The following is a 13,798-nucleotide window of genomic DNA, read 5'->3' on the forward strand; positions in this document are numbered from 1 at the left end:
GCGCTCCTCTCGTGTGTCCCACGATTGTGTGGGGTGCAGCCGAGGAAGGCGAGCGGGTTGACAAGCCCGTCGTCAGGCGGTGGCGAGCGGAGGCAGATGCGGGATGGGGACCGGGCGTTCGGCGCGGCGTCCGGAGTGGAACCGCTGCACGTCCTCGAGCACGTCGGCCGCGGACATGTAGGAGCTCGCGAGCGGGAGGTCGCGCAGCCACACGGCTTCGACCTCCACCGCGTCGACCTGATACACGCAGGCGATGGTGCGGCGCGAGTCGTCGGCCGCGTAGCGGTGATCGAGGATCAGCCACTCGGTATCGGTGATCTTCCTGAGCTCGAATCGGGGATCGGGCATCGTGAACATCTCAACACTCCAATCGATGTCAGCATCAGCAGCTGAGGAGCGCACCGCACCCGAGGACGCAGAATCCTGCACCAGGTGGTCGAACGGGCGCCCGTCAGCCCGCCAGAATTCACCGGATATTTTACGCTGAGCCTGCATATTGCTCAACTCGGTCGGAGGGCGCCGGACGGCCGACCCGGGGCGGAGCCGCGGGTCCGTCGTCAGCGCCGCACCCGCGCGCGGGTCTTCGCGACGCTCGCGAGGGTCGCGCGCATGGGCGTACCCAGGTACAGGCCGAGGGAGGCTCCGGAGGCGAGGCCGATGCCGATGACGGCGGCGTCGATGAGCGATCCGCCGGCGAAGAGCATCCCCGTCGAGGTGCCGGCCGCGTGCACCATCTCGAGAAGCCCCTGGAACACCGCCACTCCGGGAACCAGGGGAACGATCGCCGCGGTCGTCACCGCGACCGACGGCACGTGCAGGTTGCGGGCGATCAGCATTCCGACGACGCTCGCGAGGAGGGCGCCGAGCGCGCTCGCCGCGGCGGAGTGGAGGTTCACCGCGATCGCGCCCGAATACCCGGCGATGGTGAGGGCGCTCAGCAGTGCGCTCACGAGGATGATCCGGATGCCCGCGCCGTTGAACACGGCGACGGCGACGGCGATGATGATCGCCCCGGCGAACTGGCCGAGGAGCGGACCGAACGGGGCAGGGTCGTCGGGGAGGTCCATCGTGAAGCCCAGGACGCTTCCGAGTTCGAGTCCGACGAGGATGCCGATCACCACCCCGAGGGTCTGCATCGTGAGATCGAGGATGCGTCCGCCCGCGGTCAGGGCGAAGCCGTCGATCGCGTCCTGCGCGGCGCCGACGACGGTGAGACCGGCGAGCATCAGCACGATGCCGGAGGCCACGATGATCGACGGGCGGATGCCGACGAACGGCTCGATCCCTGCGGCCCCGAGAGCCGACACCGCGACGGCGACGACCGTGGTGACGAAGCCTCCCGCGATCTGGCTGAAGAACAGGGGGACGCGCAGTCGTGCGAGACCGGCCTGAGTGAGGGCGGCGCACAGTGCGGCCACGAACGTGAGACCCACGATGAGGGGCGAGGCTCCGAGCATGATGCTCACTCCGACGGCGAGCAGCGCCCGTGCGACGATGACGACCGGCTGCTGGTAGCGGAACGGCATCCGACGGATCACCCGGAAGGCCGTGCGTGCGGACTCGAGGTCGAGTCCGTCGTCGATGTCGGCGACGAGCGCCTGCACGCGCTGCAGCTTCGCGTGATCTGGTGCCGTCACCCGTACGACGCGGACCAGCGTCTCGGGCCAGACCTCGCCGCTCAGGTGGAACGACACCGTGATCGAGTTGTAGGTGACGTCGACCTGGACGCCCTTCATCCCGTATGCGTCGCACACCCGTGTGATGGCGAGCGTGACCTCGTGGGCGGACGCGCCGACCGCGAACATCGACTCGCCGATCCTGGTCGCCAGATCGAGCACGCGAGGGACGGTGCGCTCGTCGATGACCGGCATGGCCTCGGTGTGCGCGACGGCCGAGGGGTCGGTGTGCAGCAGGCGGCGCACGGACGTGAGCAGCGGCCGACGGGGTCTCGCGGACATGTCGTCCATTCTCCCGGCCACCGCGGGCTTCCGTGCGACGCGACGGGAGTGTCCCCGCCCGGACTCAGACCGCGGCGGAGCTCGTGCGAGGGAACAGCGTCGGGGTGAGGGTGATCGTCCGGTGGCGGTGCTCGGCGGGCGAGGAGATCTCCTCGTAGAGCACCTGGGCGGCGATGCGGCCCATCTCGTGTCCCGGTTGTCCGACGCTGGTGATCGGCACGGAGCTGTCCTGCGCGAAGTGGTTGTTGTCGTAGCCGACCACGGCGATGTCCGCCGGGACGCGCACCCCGGCGAGCTGCAGGGTCTGGATCGCTCCGGCCGCCAGCGCATCCGAGGCGGACACGAGGCCTTCCGGACGCTCTGCCGCCGGGCGGGAGCTGAGCTGCTCGCCCAGCGCGTACCCTCCCCGCACGGTGATGCTGTGCGTCTCGATGGTCTCGAGATCGGCGCCGTCGACCTCGGCGACCGCTCGACGCGCGCCGGTGTGGCGCTGGGCGATCGCGGAGAGGGAGAACGGTCCGCCGGCGAATGCGAGGCGGCGAAGGCCCTGGTCGAGCAGGTGCCTCGCTGCCAGGTAGCCGCCGAGCTCCTCGTCGACGACCACGCCGCAGGAGTCTTCGTCGCCGGGCCAGTTCACGTGCACGACGGGCATGCCGCGATGCCGTGCGGCGCGGGCGGCGTCGAGCGGCGCGTCGAGCGGGGCGAGGAGGATCCCCGCCACCTTGGCCTCTTCGAACACGCCGATGTACGAATCCTGCTTCGCGAGGTCGACGTCGCTGTTGGCGAGCAGGAGGCGGATGTCGTGCTCGTCGAGCTCTTCCTCGACACCGCGTGCCATCTCGACGAAGAACGAGTTCCCGACGTCGACGATCACGAACCCGACCGTGTCGGCGCGTCCGGTGACGAGGGACCGCGCGGCGTTGTTGCGCACGAATCCGAGTTCGTCGATCGCCTTGAGCACCCGCTCCCGGGTCTCGTGCGCCACGATCTGCGGGTTGTTGAGCACGTTCGACACGGTGCCGAGGGCGACTCCCGCGTGCCGAGCGACATCCGCCATCACGGGCCGGGGTCGTCCGGTGTCGGGGAAGGAGCCTGTCATGCGTGTCCGTTCGTCATCGATCCTGCATTTGCGCCTTGAATCGTTTCAAGCGTACTATCTGAAGCGCTTCAAGTGTGTGATCAACGCGGCTCGCCCGTTTCAAGGAGGAAAAGAATGAAGCTGACCACAGCACAGCTCTGGAGGCGCGGTGCGTTCACCGCGATCGCCGGAGCATCGGCCCTCGCCCTCACCGCCTGTGGCGGCGGCGGCGGATCGACGGCGGGCACCGACTCGCTGTCCCTGTTCGTGAACGTCGAGAACACCGAGGTTCCCGCCGTCCTGGAGACGCTGGCCGGCGGTGCATGCTCCGCAGAAGGCGAGACGCTCCCGCTCGACGTCGAGACCGTCCCGCAGTCCAACCTCGACCAGCAGCTGCAGCTGAAGGCCGGACAGGGCGACCTGCCCGTGCTGTTCAGCGCCGGCAACGCGCCCGCCCTGACCAAGACGCTCGCCGAATCGGGCAACGTCGCCGACTTCGAGGAACTCCTCACCGACCTCGACGTCATCGACGACATCGAGCCTGCCGCCATCTCCACGATCGAGAACCTGTACGGCGGATTCCGCGCGCTGCCGTTCGAGTACAACGTCGAGGGCATCTGGTACAACAAGCAGATCTTCGCCGAGCAGGGCATCGACGAGCCGCAGACGTTCGACGACCTGGTCGCCGCCGCCGGCACGCTCGACGCCGCGGGCATCCAGCCGTTCTCGGCCAGCGGTGAGCAGGGCTGGCCCATCACGCGCCTGATCTCCAGCTACCTGTTCCGCGACCTCGGGCCGGATGCGCTCCAGAAGGTCGCCGACGGCGACGCCAAGCTGACCGACCCCGAGTACGTCGCGGCCGCACAGGCGATCGCCGACCTCGGCGCCAAGGGCTACTTCGGCCAGGGCGTCGGCAGCATCGACATGGCGACCAGCGAGAACCAGTTCCTGAACGGTTCCGCCGCGATGTTCTACATGGGCTCGTGGTTCCTCAGCCAGGCGAACGACCCCGAGGCCAACCAGATCGGCGCCGAGAACGTCGGCTTCATGCCGTTCCCCGGCGTCGATGGCGGCAAGGGCGACCGCTCGCAGTTGGCCGCCAACGTCGGACTGCCGATCACCATGAACGCCAAGGCCGTGAACGACGACACCGAGGCGTGGCTGAGCTGCATCACCGAGAACTACGGTTCGGTCGCCCTCGAGCAGGAGAACCGGGTCTCGGGCTTCGCGCTGAACACCGAGGTCTCCGACGTTCCTCCGCTCACCCAGATGGTGCAGGAGCAGGTCGCCGACACCGAGACCACCGTGCTGTGGTTCGAGGCGCTCTTCTCCGCGGAGGCCACCACGACCAGCCAGCGCAACGCGGCTCCCCTCATCAGCGGCAGCATCTCCGCCGAGGACTTCATGTCGATGGTCCAGGCGGACCTCGACCAGTAACAGCCCCGAGGGGGCGGCGACCCGAACGCCGCCCCCTCATCCTTCAGGAGAACGTATGCAGAACGTGCTGGGCGACCGCAAGGCGATCGCCATCCTTCTCGGTCCCGCCCTGCTCATCTACTCGGTGGTGATGCTCATACCCGTCGTGTGGTCGATGGGCTACACGCTGTTCGAGGGCAACGCCATCGTCGGGTTCGAGTTCGTCGGTTTCGACAACTTCGCCCGCCTGATCGGCGACTCCGAGGTGCACGCGGCACTGCTGTTCACCCTGAAGTACGCGGTCGTCGTCACGATCGGCCAGGTGCTGCTCGGCTACCTCCTCTCCCTCCTCTACGTCTTCGCGCTCAAGCGCGCCTCCGGCATCGTCCGGACGCTGGTGTTCTTCCCGGTGGTCATGCCGACGGTGGCGGTGGCGCTGCTCTTCCAGCAGCTCTTCTCGATCGCCCCCACCGAGGGCGTCGTGAACTCGGTGCTGTCGGGCCTCGGCGGCGTCCCCGTCGACTGGTTCGGCGACGGCGGCAGCGCGTTCATCGTGATCGCGATCATGGACATCTGGCGCTCGATGGGCTTCTACGGTGTGCTGCTGTACGCAGGCCTGATCGACATCCCGGAAGACGTGCTGGAGTCGGCACGCCTCGACGGGGCGAGCGGCTGGAAGCTCGTGCGCCACATCGTGCTGCCCCTCTCCGCGCCGGTGCTCGTCTCGTCGCTCATCTTCTCCATAAACGGCACCCTCAAGGTGTTCGACAGCGTGCTCGCCCTCACCAACGGCGGGCCCGGCACCTCGACCAGCCCGCTCACCATCTCGATGTTCGACAACGCGTTCACGTACGGCAACTACGGCTACGGCTCGACCATCGCCATGCTGCTCACCATCATCTGCCTCGTGGTGACGGTGTTCATCTTCCGCGCCAATGCGCGCACCGCGAAGAAGGGAGGCGTGGCATGAGCACCTCGATGACCGCATCCCGCCGCGCGACGAGAATCCTCCGCAAGGCCCCCATCGCGATCCTCGTGGCCGTGCTGCTCGTCGTCGTCGGCTACCCGCTGATCTGGCTGCTGCTGGGCTCGTTCAAGTCGCAGCGCGAGTTCCTCGAGGCGCCGACGTGGGCATTGCCCGAGCAGTGGAACTTCGACAACTACGTCACCGCGTGGGATACGGCCGGGCTCGGCCAGTCGCTCTTCAACAGCGCGATAACCGTGCTGCCCTCGCTCTTCCTGATGCTGCTCCTCGGCACCGCAGCCGCCTTCGCGCTCGAGGTGCTCGTGTGGAAGGGCCGCAGCGGTGTGCTGATCGTGTTCCTCGCCGGCATCATGGTGCCGACGCAGATGATCCTGCTGCCGCTGTTCAGCACCTACTTCCAGCTCGGGCTCACCGGGTCGCTCTGGCCCCTCATCATCACGTACACCGCGACGGGCATGCCCCTGACGGTGTTCCTGATGGCGACCTACTTCCGGGCGATCCCGCGCGAGGTGTTCGAGGCCGCGACCCTCGACGGTGCGAGCATCTACCGGCAGTTCTTCTCGGTGGCCCTGCCGATGATGAAGAACGGTCTGTTCACGGTCGGGCTCGTGCAGTTCTTCTTCTTCTGGAACGACCTGCTCATCGCGCTCACCTTCGCGAACTCCGGAAACCTGCGCACGTTGCAGGTCGGACTCCTCAACTTCAACGGTCAGTTCGGCACCACCCAGTACGGTCCGCTGTTCGCCGCGATCAGCATCAACGTGTTCGCGCTGCTGATCATCTACCTCGTGCTCAACCAGCGCATCCAGAAGGGCCTGACGGCCGGAGCGGTCAAGGGATGAGCGCCCGTACCCCTGAAAGGTCAACAGTGAAGGTCTCCCTCCCTCGTTTCGAGCACGTCGACGACGCCCTCGGCCTCGGTTCGCGCACCCCGCGCATCTCGTGGCGCACGCAGGCGCCGGAGGGGTGGACGCAGCACGGGTGGCAGCTCGAGTGCACACGGGACGGCGATGTCACGGTCGCTTCGGGCTCCGACGCGGAACAGGTGCTGGTGGCCTGGCCGTTCGAGCCGCTCGAGTCCCGCGAGCGGGTGCAGGTGAGGGTCCGGGTCCGCGGTGCGGATGGCGCGTGGTCCCCGTGGAGCGACGCGGCCGAGGCCGAGACCGGACTCCTGGAGCCCTCGGACTGGGTCGCCGCTCCGGTCGGCGCGGGCTGGCCTGAGGCGCCCGACACCGAGCGCCGCCCCGCGCTCGTGCGCCGCACCTTCACAGTCGACCGGCCCATCGCCCGTGCGCGCCTGTACGTCACGGCCCACGGCCTGTACGAGGCGGAGATCAACGGCGCCAGGGTCGGCGACCACGAGTTCTCACCGGGCTGGACGAAGTACGACGAGCGCCTCGTGTACTGGACGTTCGACGTGACCGACCACCTCGCCGAGGGAGAGAACACCCTCGGCGCGTGGCTCGGCGACGGATGGTACCGCGGGCGCCTCGGCTTCAACGGCGGCTACCGTGACCTCTACGGCACCGATCAGTCCCTCATCGCCCAGCTCGAGATCACCCACGACGACGGCAGCCGCACGACCGTGGCGACCGACGCCGACTGGTCGGCGGCCCCCAGCCCGATCCTCGTGTCCGGGCTCTACGACGGCGAGGAGCACGATGCCCGCGCCGAGCAGCCCGGCTGGTCGACGCCGGGAGCGGAGGCCGAAGGATGGACGCCCGTGCGCGTCGGGCACCGCGACCCGCGGACGCTCGTCGCCCCCGTCCTGCCGCCGGTGCGGTGCACGGAGGAGCTCGCGCCGGTGACGGTCTCCCGCATCGACGCGACGACCCACCTGCTCGACTTCGGGCAGAACCTCGTCGGCCGGCTGCGTGTGCGGGTGCATGGCGCGGCGGGACACACGATCGAACTGCGGCACGCCGAGGTGCTCGAAGACGGCGAGCTTGGCATCCGCCCGCTGCGTCTGGCCGCCGCCCGCGACGCGATCACCCTCGACGGCGGACCCGCGCGGATCTGGGAGCCGAAGTTCACCTTCCACGGCTTCCGGTACGCGACCGTGACCGGGCCCGACGAGATCGAGGAGGGCGACGTCGTCGCCCGGGTCATCCACAGCGACATGCGACGCACCGGGTGGCTGGAGACCTCGAACCCCGACCTGAACCGGCTGCACGAGAACGTGCGCTGGGGCATGCGCGGCAACTTCCTCAGCATCCCGACAGACTGCCCGCAGCGCGACGAGCGCCTGGGGTGGACGGGTGACGTGCAGGTGTTTGCCCCGACCGCGTCGTTCCTGTACGACTCCGCCGGGTTCCTCGAGAACTGGCTGACCGACGTCGCGCTGGAGCAGCTGCCCGACGGGACCATCCCGTGGTTCGTCCCCGTGATCCCCGGCGGTCCGACGTGGAACCCGATCCGCACGGGAGCCGTGTGGGGCGACGTCTCGGTGCTCACGCCGTGGACCCTGCATGAGCGGTTCGGCGACCTCGATGTGCTGCGCCGTCAGTACGACAGCGGGCGCGCCTGGGTCGAGCGGATGATCGCGCAGTCCGGACCCGCCCGGCTCTGGCGGGACGGGCACCAGCTGGGCGACTGGCTCGACCCCGCCGCGCCGCCGCACGACCCGGCGGACGCCCGCACCGATCGATACCTCGTCGCCGCCGCGTACTTCGCGTTCTCGACGCGGCGACTCGCCGACACGGCACGCCTCCTCGGGCTCGCGGCCGACGCCGACCGTTATGCGCGCGTCGCCGACGAGGCTCGCGACGCATTCCGCGCGGAGTACGTGCGGCCCGGCGGCACGCTCACCTCCGACGCGCAGACCGCGTACGCGCTCGCGATCCGATTCGGTCTTCTGAGCGCGGCCGAGGAAGAGGCTGCGGGTCACCGCCTGGCCGCGCTGGTCCGCGAAGCGGGCAACCGCATCGCCACGGGCTTCGCCGGCACTCCGGTGATCAGCGATGCGCTGACCGCGACCGCGCACGTCGACACCGCGTACGACCTGATCCTCGAGACCGAGTGCCCGTCGTGGCTGTACACGGTCAGGATGGGCGGCACCACGATCTGGGAGCGCTGGGACTCCATGCTGCCCGATGGGACCATCAACCCGGGGGAGATGACGAGCTTCAACCACTTCGCCCTGGGCAGCGTGGCCGACTGGATGCACCGGGTGATCGGCGGACTGTCGCCGGCGGCTCCCGGCTACCGCAGGATCGAATGGGCACCGCAACCCGGCGGCGACCTCGACCACGCACGTATCGCGTTCGACTCGCCGTACGGTCTGATCGAGGGGTCCTGGGAGCGCGTGGCCGACGGGATCCGCTACTCCCTCTCGGTGCCGACGGGCGTCGAGGGCACGATCCGCCTGCCCGGTCAGGACGAGGTCCGCATCGCGTCGGGCGGACGCTTCGACAGGGTCGTGGCCGTGCCCTCCGCGGTCGCCGCCTGAGGCAGGCTCAGCGGGTCATCGACTGCCGATCGATGCGGTCGACTCGCGAGCGATCAGCTGCGGGGCGATGACCTTCGCGGAGTGGACGTGGTGAGAGCCGTCGTCGAGCTCGTCGAGAAGCAGCTCGACGGCGTCCAGCCCCATCGACTGCTTCGGCTGCCCGATGGTGGAGAGCGCGTGCCGCCCGTCGAGGCCCAGGTCGCCGTAGCCGATGACACGAGCGTCGCGCGGGGCGGAGACGCCGTGCCGGGAAAGACCCTCGAGGACTCCGGTCGCCAGCTGGTCGTTGATGCAGAAGATCCGTCGGGGTGCACCGCTCGCGATGATCTGCTCCGCGGCCGCTATCCCTGCCTCCACGGTCATCTCGTCGACGATGATCTCGACCAGCTCGCCCTCGGCGCGTCCGGCGTCCCGCAGGGCAGCGAGAGAACCCTCGTAACGGTCGCGGCATTGCGTGATCGAGTGGTGGCTGTTGATCAGGGTGACCCCCGTGCCGGGCGTGCTCAGCAGGTGCTCGACGGCCAGCCTGCCGCCGTGCACATCGTCGACGGCGACCGAGCACCCCTGGGCGGTGTCGATCAGGCGGTCGACGAGGACGATGTGCGTGCCGATGCTGCGCAGCATCGCCAGCCGCTCGGCTTCGGGGTTGATCGGGACCACGAGCGCACCGGCGGCGCGCTGCTGCGCCAGCAACTCGAAGTGACGCCGTTCTCGTGCGGGGTCTTCGTGGGTGACGCACAACGAGACGGCGTAGTTGTGCTGGTCGGCGGCATCGACGACCGCATCCGCGATCGCCGCGTAGAAGGCGTTCGTCACTTCGGGGATGATGAGGCCGAGCACGCGGCTGGCGCCGCCGCGCCGCAGCGTGGCCGCGGAGCGGTTCGGGACGTAGCCGAGCTCATCGATCGCAGCCTGGACGCGGCGGCGCATCGCTTCGGAGACGAGGTCCGGTCTGTTGATCGCCGTCGAAACGCTGCCGACAGAGACGCCTGCCAGCCGCGCGACATCGATCTGATCCGGTTGTCGCTCAGTGTTCACGTGCTCTCCAGAAAATGCGGTCGCCGCCCGCCAGCGCCGCTGTTCACGCCGACGATGTGCCCGCCGGATCGTCCCTAAACATATCGCCCGCGATCAGCGATTCACGTGAATCATCGTCTTGACCTCGGTAGCCAGCGGAACCGTCCATGCTTCGATCGCCCGGTCGAAGGGCAGTGTGCGGCTCACCAGGGAATCCGCGTCGATCCGCCCTGACGCCACCGCATCGATGACCGTCGGCCAGGTGAACGCGTACCTCATGACGCCCTGCACCGACACCTCGCGTTCGATGATCGCCGGCATCGGGATCGACGCGTCCTGGGCGCCGACGCCGATGAAGATCGCTCTGCCGCCCGGCGCGACCTTGAGGCAGCTGTCGTGCCGGACGATTCCGACGCCGGTGCACTCGATCACGGCGTCGAACAGTTCGTCGACGGAGGCGAGGTCGGCGGAGACCTCGCATCCGAAGCTCGCCGCCTTCGCGCGCCGCTCGCTCTGCGGCTCGACGAGGACGACGCGTGACGCGCCCTGGAGGAAAGCGAGCTGCGCGGCGAAGAGACCGATCGGTCCGCCACCGGTGATGAGGATGCGGCTTCCGGCCGAGACCCCGGCCTTGCGGACCCCGTTGAGGGAAACGGAGATCGTCTCGACCATCGCGGCGGCATCGTCGCTGACGGAGTCGGGGATGGCGAAGGCGTTCTCCGCCGGGACGTTCAGGTACTGCTGGAGAGCCCCGTCGGTGCCCGGGACCCCGAAGAACCTCTGGCCGGGGTCGAGGTTGTAGCTCCCGCGTCGTGCCTGAGGCGAGAGGGGGTCCGCCATGAGCGGTTCGACGGAGACGCGCTGCCCCACGCGCGCCTCATCGCCGCCCGGGCCCACTTCGACGATGCGCCCGCCGAACTCGTGGCCCAGCACCAGGGGATCGGTGACGATGTCGCTGCTCGCCCGCCCTTCGAGGTAGAAGTGCTTGTCGGACCCGCAGACGCCGACCGAGCCGATCTCGACTCGTACTTCGCCCTGACCCGGCCGGAGGACATCCCTCCTCTCGAAGCGCAGATCTTCTTTGCCGTGCAGCACGAGGGCGCGCATCGTGCGGGAGGTGTCGGTCAGCAGCTCTGGTGACATCGTGTTTCCTGTCTTCTCGCGGTTCTCAGGCTGTCACGGCGACTATTTCGGGCCGCCCGCTTGACGAGCTTCCCGCCCTGAGCATAAAGTTGGGGCCGCCACCTGAGACGTTTCAGTTTCAGGGACTATACCGCACCGATGTGGCTGTGGTGAAGAGAGCTTGAAGCGTCGCACGCGACGCGGAAGGGATCATCGTGGATCTCACAGCAACAAGAATCCGAGCGGCGGCCGCCGCCGTCCTCGTCCTCGGTCTCGCCTTGACCGGTTGCGCCGGACAGGCCGGAGGAGGAGGCGGTGCCGAAGACGACACCCTCAAGATCGGTGCGATCTACCTCGACACGCAGGGCTTCTATGCCGGCGTGAAGAAGGGCGTCGAACTCGGTGCCGAGGAAGCAGGAAAGAAGGTGGAGTTCGTCGAGACGAACGCTGCAGCGGATGCCTCCAAGGAGTCCGCCTTCATCGACACGCTCATCTCATCTCAGGTCGACGCCATCCTGCTGTCGGCCGTCTCCGCCGATGCCTCCGCGCCAGCGCTGCGCAACGCCTCGAACGCCGACATCCCGGTCGTCTGCTACAACACCTGCATCAACGAGGCCGACGCCGAGGAGTACGTGAACGCGTATGCCTTCGGCGATCCAGTCGAGTTCGGGTACAAGACCGGAGAAGCGGCCGCCGACTACTTCGAGGCGAACGCCGTCACCGACCCTCGTATCGCCGTGCTCAACTGCGAGTTCGTCGAGGTGTGCGTCGACCGCCGCGAAGGCTTCGAGAAGGCGCTCACCGACCGCGGCATCGCCTATGAGATCGTCGCGAACCAGGAGGGGACCGATCCGACCGAGTCCATCGGCGTCGCGGAGAACATCCTCACAGCCAACCCCGACATCGACGCCTTCTACGGCGAATCCGGCGGCGCGGCCATCGGCGCGGTGAAAGCGGTCGAGAACAAGGGGCTCGCCGGCAAGACAGTGGTGTTCGGATCCGACATGACGGCCGACCTCGCGAACGCCCTCGTCGACAACACGATCCTCAAGGCCTCGATCGACGTCTCGGGCATCGCGGTGGGCAAGGCGGCGATCGCCGCCGCCATCGCGATCCTCGACGGCGAGTCGCAGGAGTACTCGGTGCCGGTGCCGATCGACGTCTACACGGCGCCTGAGCAGGGGACCGAATGGCTGGAGACGCACCCGGACGGCATCCCGTAAACCCCCATCACCGATCGGGAGAGCACAATGATGACAATTGACGAGCCTGTGGCCGAAGTCGTCGGCGCATCGAAGCATTACGGTCCCGTCGTCGCGCTCGACGACGTGAGCTTCACGATCCGTCGGGGCGAGGTCCGGGCACTGCTCGGCAAGAACGGGGCAGGCAAGTCGACGCTCATCCGTCTGCTGTCCGGGGCCGAGGCCCCGGACAGCGGGGACGTCGTCCTCGGCGGCGAGCCTCTCGGCGCCGGTGGTGTCGAAGGCGCGCACCGACTCGGAGTTCGCACGGTCTATCAAGAACTCTCCCTCATCGGCAGCATGAGCGTCGCGGAGAACATGTTCATGGGACGGTGGCCGTCGTCTGCGGGAGCGCTGAGCTACCGGCGGATGCACGCCGCGACCCGCGACGCGCTGGCACGTCTCGACCTCGACATCGAGCCGGGACAGGCCGTCGATGATCTGAGCGTCGCCGATCAGCAGCTCGTCGAGATCGCCAGGGCCATCCACGACGAGCCGCGACTGCTCATCCTCGACGAGCCGACCAGTTCGCTCGCGGCCGCGGAGGTCGGCCGGGTCCTCGACGCCGTGCAGACCATCGCCGCCGGCGGTGTCGCCGTCCTCTACGTCAGCCACCGTCTGAACGAGATCCGACAGGTCGCGGACACCGCCTCCGTGATGCGCGACGGTCGTCTGATCGACACCCGGCCCCTGGCCGATGTGGACACCCGCGAGGTGGTGCACATGATGATCGGGAACGCCGTCGAGCAGTTCGCCCCCGTGGCGGAGGCGCCGACAGAACTCGGCGAGGTCGTGCTCGACGTGGCGGACATCCACGACGAGCCGTTCCTGCACGGGGTCTCCCTGAACCTCCGGCGGGGCGAGGTGCTCGGGATCGCGGGTGTGCTCGGAAGCGGTCGGACCGAACTGCTGAAGATCGTCAACGGCGTCACCGCGCCGGCGGCGGGCACCGTGCGTGTGCACGGCCGTGATCTCACCGGCCGTGGACATCGCATCGCCTTGCGCAGCGGCGTCGGCATGACTCCGGAGAACCGCAAGCAGGACGGCATCTTCCCGCAGCTCGGCGTCGACGAGAACATGGTGGTGTCCGACTGGCGGGCGGTCTCGACAGGAGGATTCACCTCGCCGCGCAAGATGGCCGCATCGGCGACCGCGTTGATCGAGCGTCTGCGTATCAAGACGTCGAGCGCCAGGGCCGAGATCGACACTCTCAGCGGCGGCAACCAGCAGAAGGCGATCATCGGCCGCTGGTTGCATGCCGAGAGCGACATCCTTCTGCTCGACGAGCCGACGCGGGGCGTCGACGTGGAGGCCAAGGCGCAGATCTACGCGCTCATCCGGGAGCTCGCGGCCGCCGGCAAGTCGATCGTCTTCGTCTCGAGCGAGATGGAGGAGCTGCCCTCCGTCTGCGACCGCGTCGTCGTGCTCCGTGGCGGACGGATCGTCGAAGAGCACCGCGCGCCCAACATCGACATCGATGCCATCCTCTCGAGCGCCATCGCCGAGCACTGAGTTCTCCCATACCCGAAGGAC

Annotated in this window: 11 protein-coding genes; 6 read left to right on the forward strand and 5 right to left on the reverse strand. The window is 68.4% G+C overall.

All coding sequences use genetic code 11. The features are described from left to right. Positions 1-72 precede the first annotated feature (72 nt). From AB0E56_RS06670 to AB0E56_RS06680, 3 genes are all read right to left on the reverse strand, one after another. Positions 73-348, reverse strand: coding sequence for a hypothetical protein (locus tag AB0E56_RS06670; protein ID WP_359797646.1), 276 nt, complete (start codon positions 346-348; stop codon positions 73-75). Between the two features lie 209 nt (positions 349-557). Then, entirely contained in the window at positions 558-1,958 is a 1,401-nt protein-coding gene (locus AB0E56_RS06675) for a threonine/serine exporter family protein (RefSeq protein ID WP_359797648.1), read from the reverse strand. Between the two features lie 64 nt (positions 1,959-2,022). Then, the gene (locus AB0E56_RS06680; RefSeq protein WP_359797649.1) at positions 2,023-3,057 is read right to left on the reverse strand and encodes a LacI family DNA-binding transcriptional regulator; all 1,035 of its coding nucleotides are present in this window, start codon (positions 3,055-3,057) and stop codon (positions 2,023-2,025) included. A gap of 114 nt (positions 3,058-3,171) precedes the next feature. Here AB0E56_RS06680 and AB0E56_RS06685 point away from each other — a divergent pair, with 114 nt between their 5' ends. From AB0E56_RS06685 to AB0E56_RS06700, 4 genes are read left to right on the forward strand one after another with little or no spacing between them, the layout of a single operon-like run. Beyond that, complete coding sequence (locus tag AB0E56_RS06685) at positions 3,172-4,473, forward strand: extracellular solute-binding protein (protein WP_359797651.1); 1,302 nt, start codon at positions 3,172-3,174, stop codon at positions 4,471-4,473. A 55-nt stretch (positions 4,474-4,528) separates the two neighbouring features. Continuing rightward, complete coding sequence (locus tag AB0E56_RS06690; RefSeq protein ID WP_359797653.1) at positions 4,529-5,422, forward strand: sugar ABC transporter permease; 894 nt, start codon at positions 4,529-4,531, stop codon at positions 5,420-5,422. Beyond that, positions 5,419-6,279, forward strand: coding sequence for a carbohydrate ABC transporter permease (locus tag AB0E56_RS06695; protein ID WP_359797655.1), 861 nt, complete (start codon positions 5,419-5,421; stop codon positions 6,277-6,279). The genes AB0E56_RS06690 and AB0E56_RS06695 overlap by 4 nt, the downstream gene beginning before the upstream one ends. Then, positions 6,276-8,885: a family 78 glycoside hydrolase catalytic domain gene (locus AB0E56_RS06700; protein ID WP_359797656.1), complete on the forward strand. Its 2,610-nt coding sequence runs from the start codon at positions 6,276-6,278 to the stop codon at positions 8,883-8,885. Before AB0E56_RS06695 ends, AB0E56_RS06700 begins: the two co-directional genes overlap by 4 nt. Before the next feature lie 15 nt (positions 8,886-8,900). On the opposite strand, the gene AB0E56_RS06705 is transcribed toward AB0E56_RS06700, so the two are convergent. Both AB0E56_RS06705 and AB0E56_RS06710 read right to left on the reverse strand, forming a co-directional pair. Next, positions 8,901-9,923 carry a LacI family DNA-binding transcriptional regulator gene (locus tag AB0E56_RS06705; protein WP_359797657.1) on the reverse strand — a complete coding sequence of 341 codons (1,023 nt, stop codon included), beginning with the start codon at positions 9,921-9,923 and terminating at the stop codon, positions 8,901-8,903. Positions 9,924-10,016: 93 nt separating this feature from the next. Next, positions 10,017-11,045, reverse strand: coding sequence for an alcohol dehydrogenase catalytic domain-containing protein (locus AB0E56_RS06710; RefSeq protein WP_359797658.1), 1,029 nt, complete (start codon positions 11,043-11,045; stop codon positions 10,017-10,019). A gap of 194 nt (positions 11,046-11,239) precedes the next feature. Here AB0E56_RS06710 and AB0E56_RS06715 point away from each other — a divergent pair, with 194 nt between their 5' ends. Together AB0E56_RS06715 and AB0E56_RS06720 are read left to right on the forward strand one after the other, a co-directional pair. Beyond that, positions 11,240-12,247, forward strand: a complete 1,008-nt coding sequence (locus AB0E56_RS06715; RefSeq protein ID WP_359797659.1) for a substrate-binding domain-containing protein — start codon at positions 11,240-11,242, stop codon at positions 12,245-12,247. 27 nt (positions 12,248-12,274) lie between these two features. Next, a complete protein-coding gene (locus AB0E56_RS06720) occupies positions 12,275-13,777 on the forward strand; it encodes a sugar ABC transporter ATP-binding protein (RefSeq protein ID WP_359797660.1) in 1,503 nt (500 codons plus the stop codon). The last annotated feature ends 21 nt before the right edge of the window (positions 13,778-13,798 follow it).

Source organism: Microbacterium sp. NPDC028030, from assembly GCF_040637855.1.
Classification (GTDB): domain Bacteria; phylum Actinomycetota; class Actinomycetes; order Actinomycetales; family Microbacteriaceae; genus Microbacterium.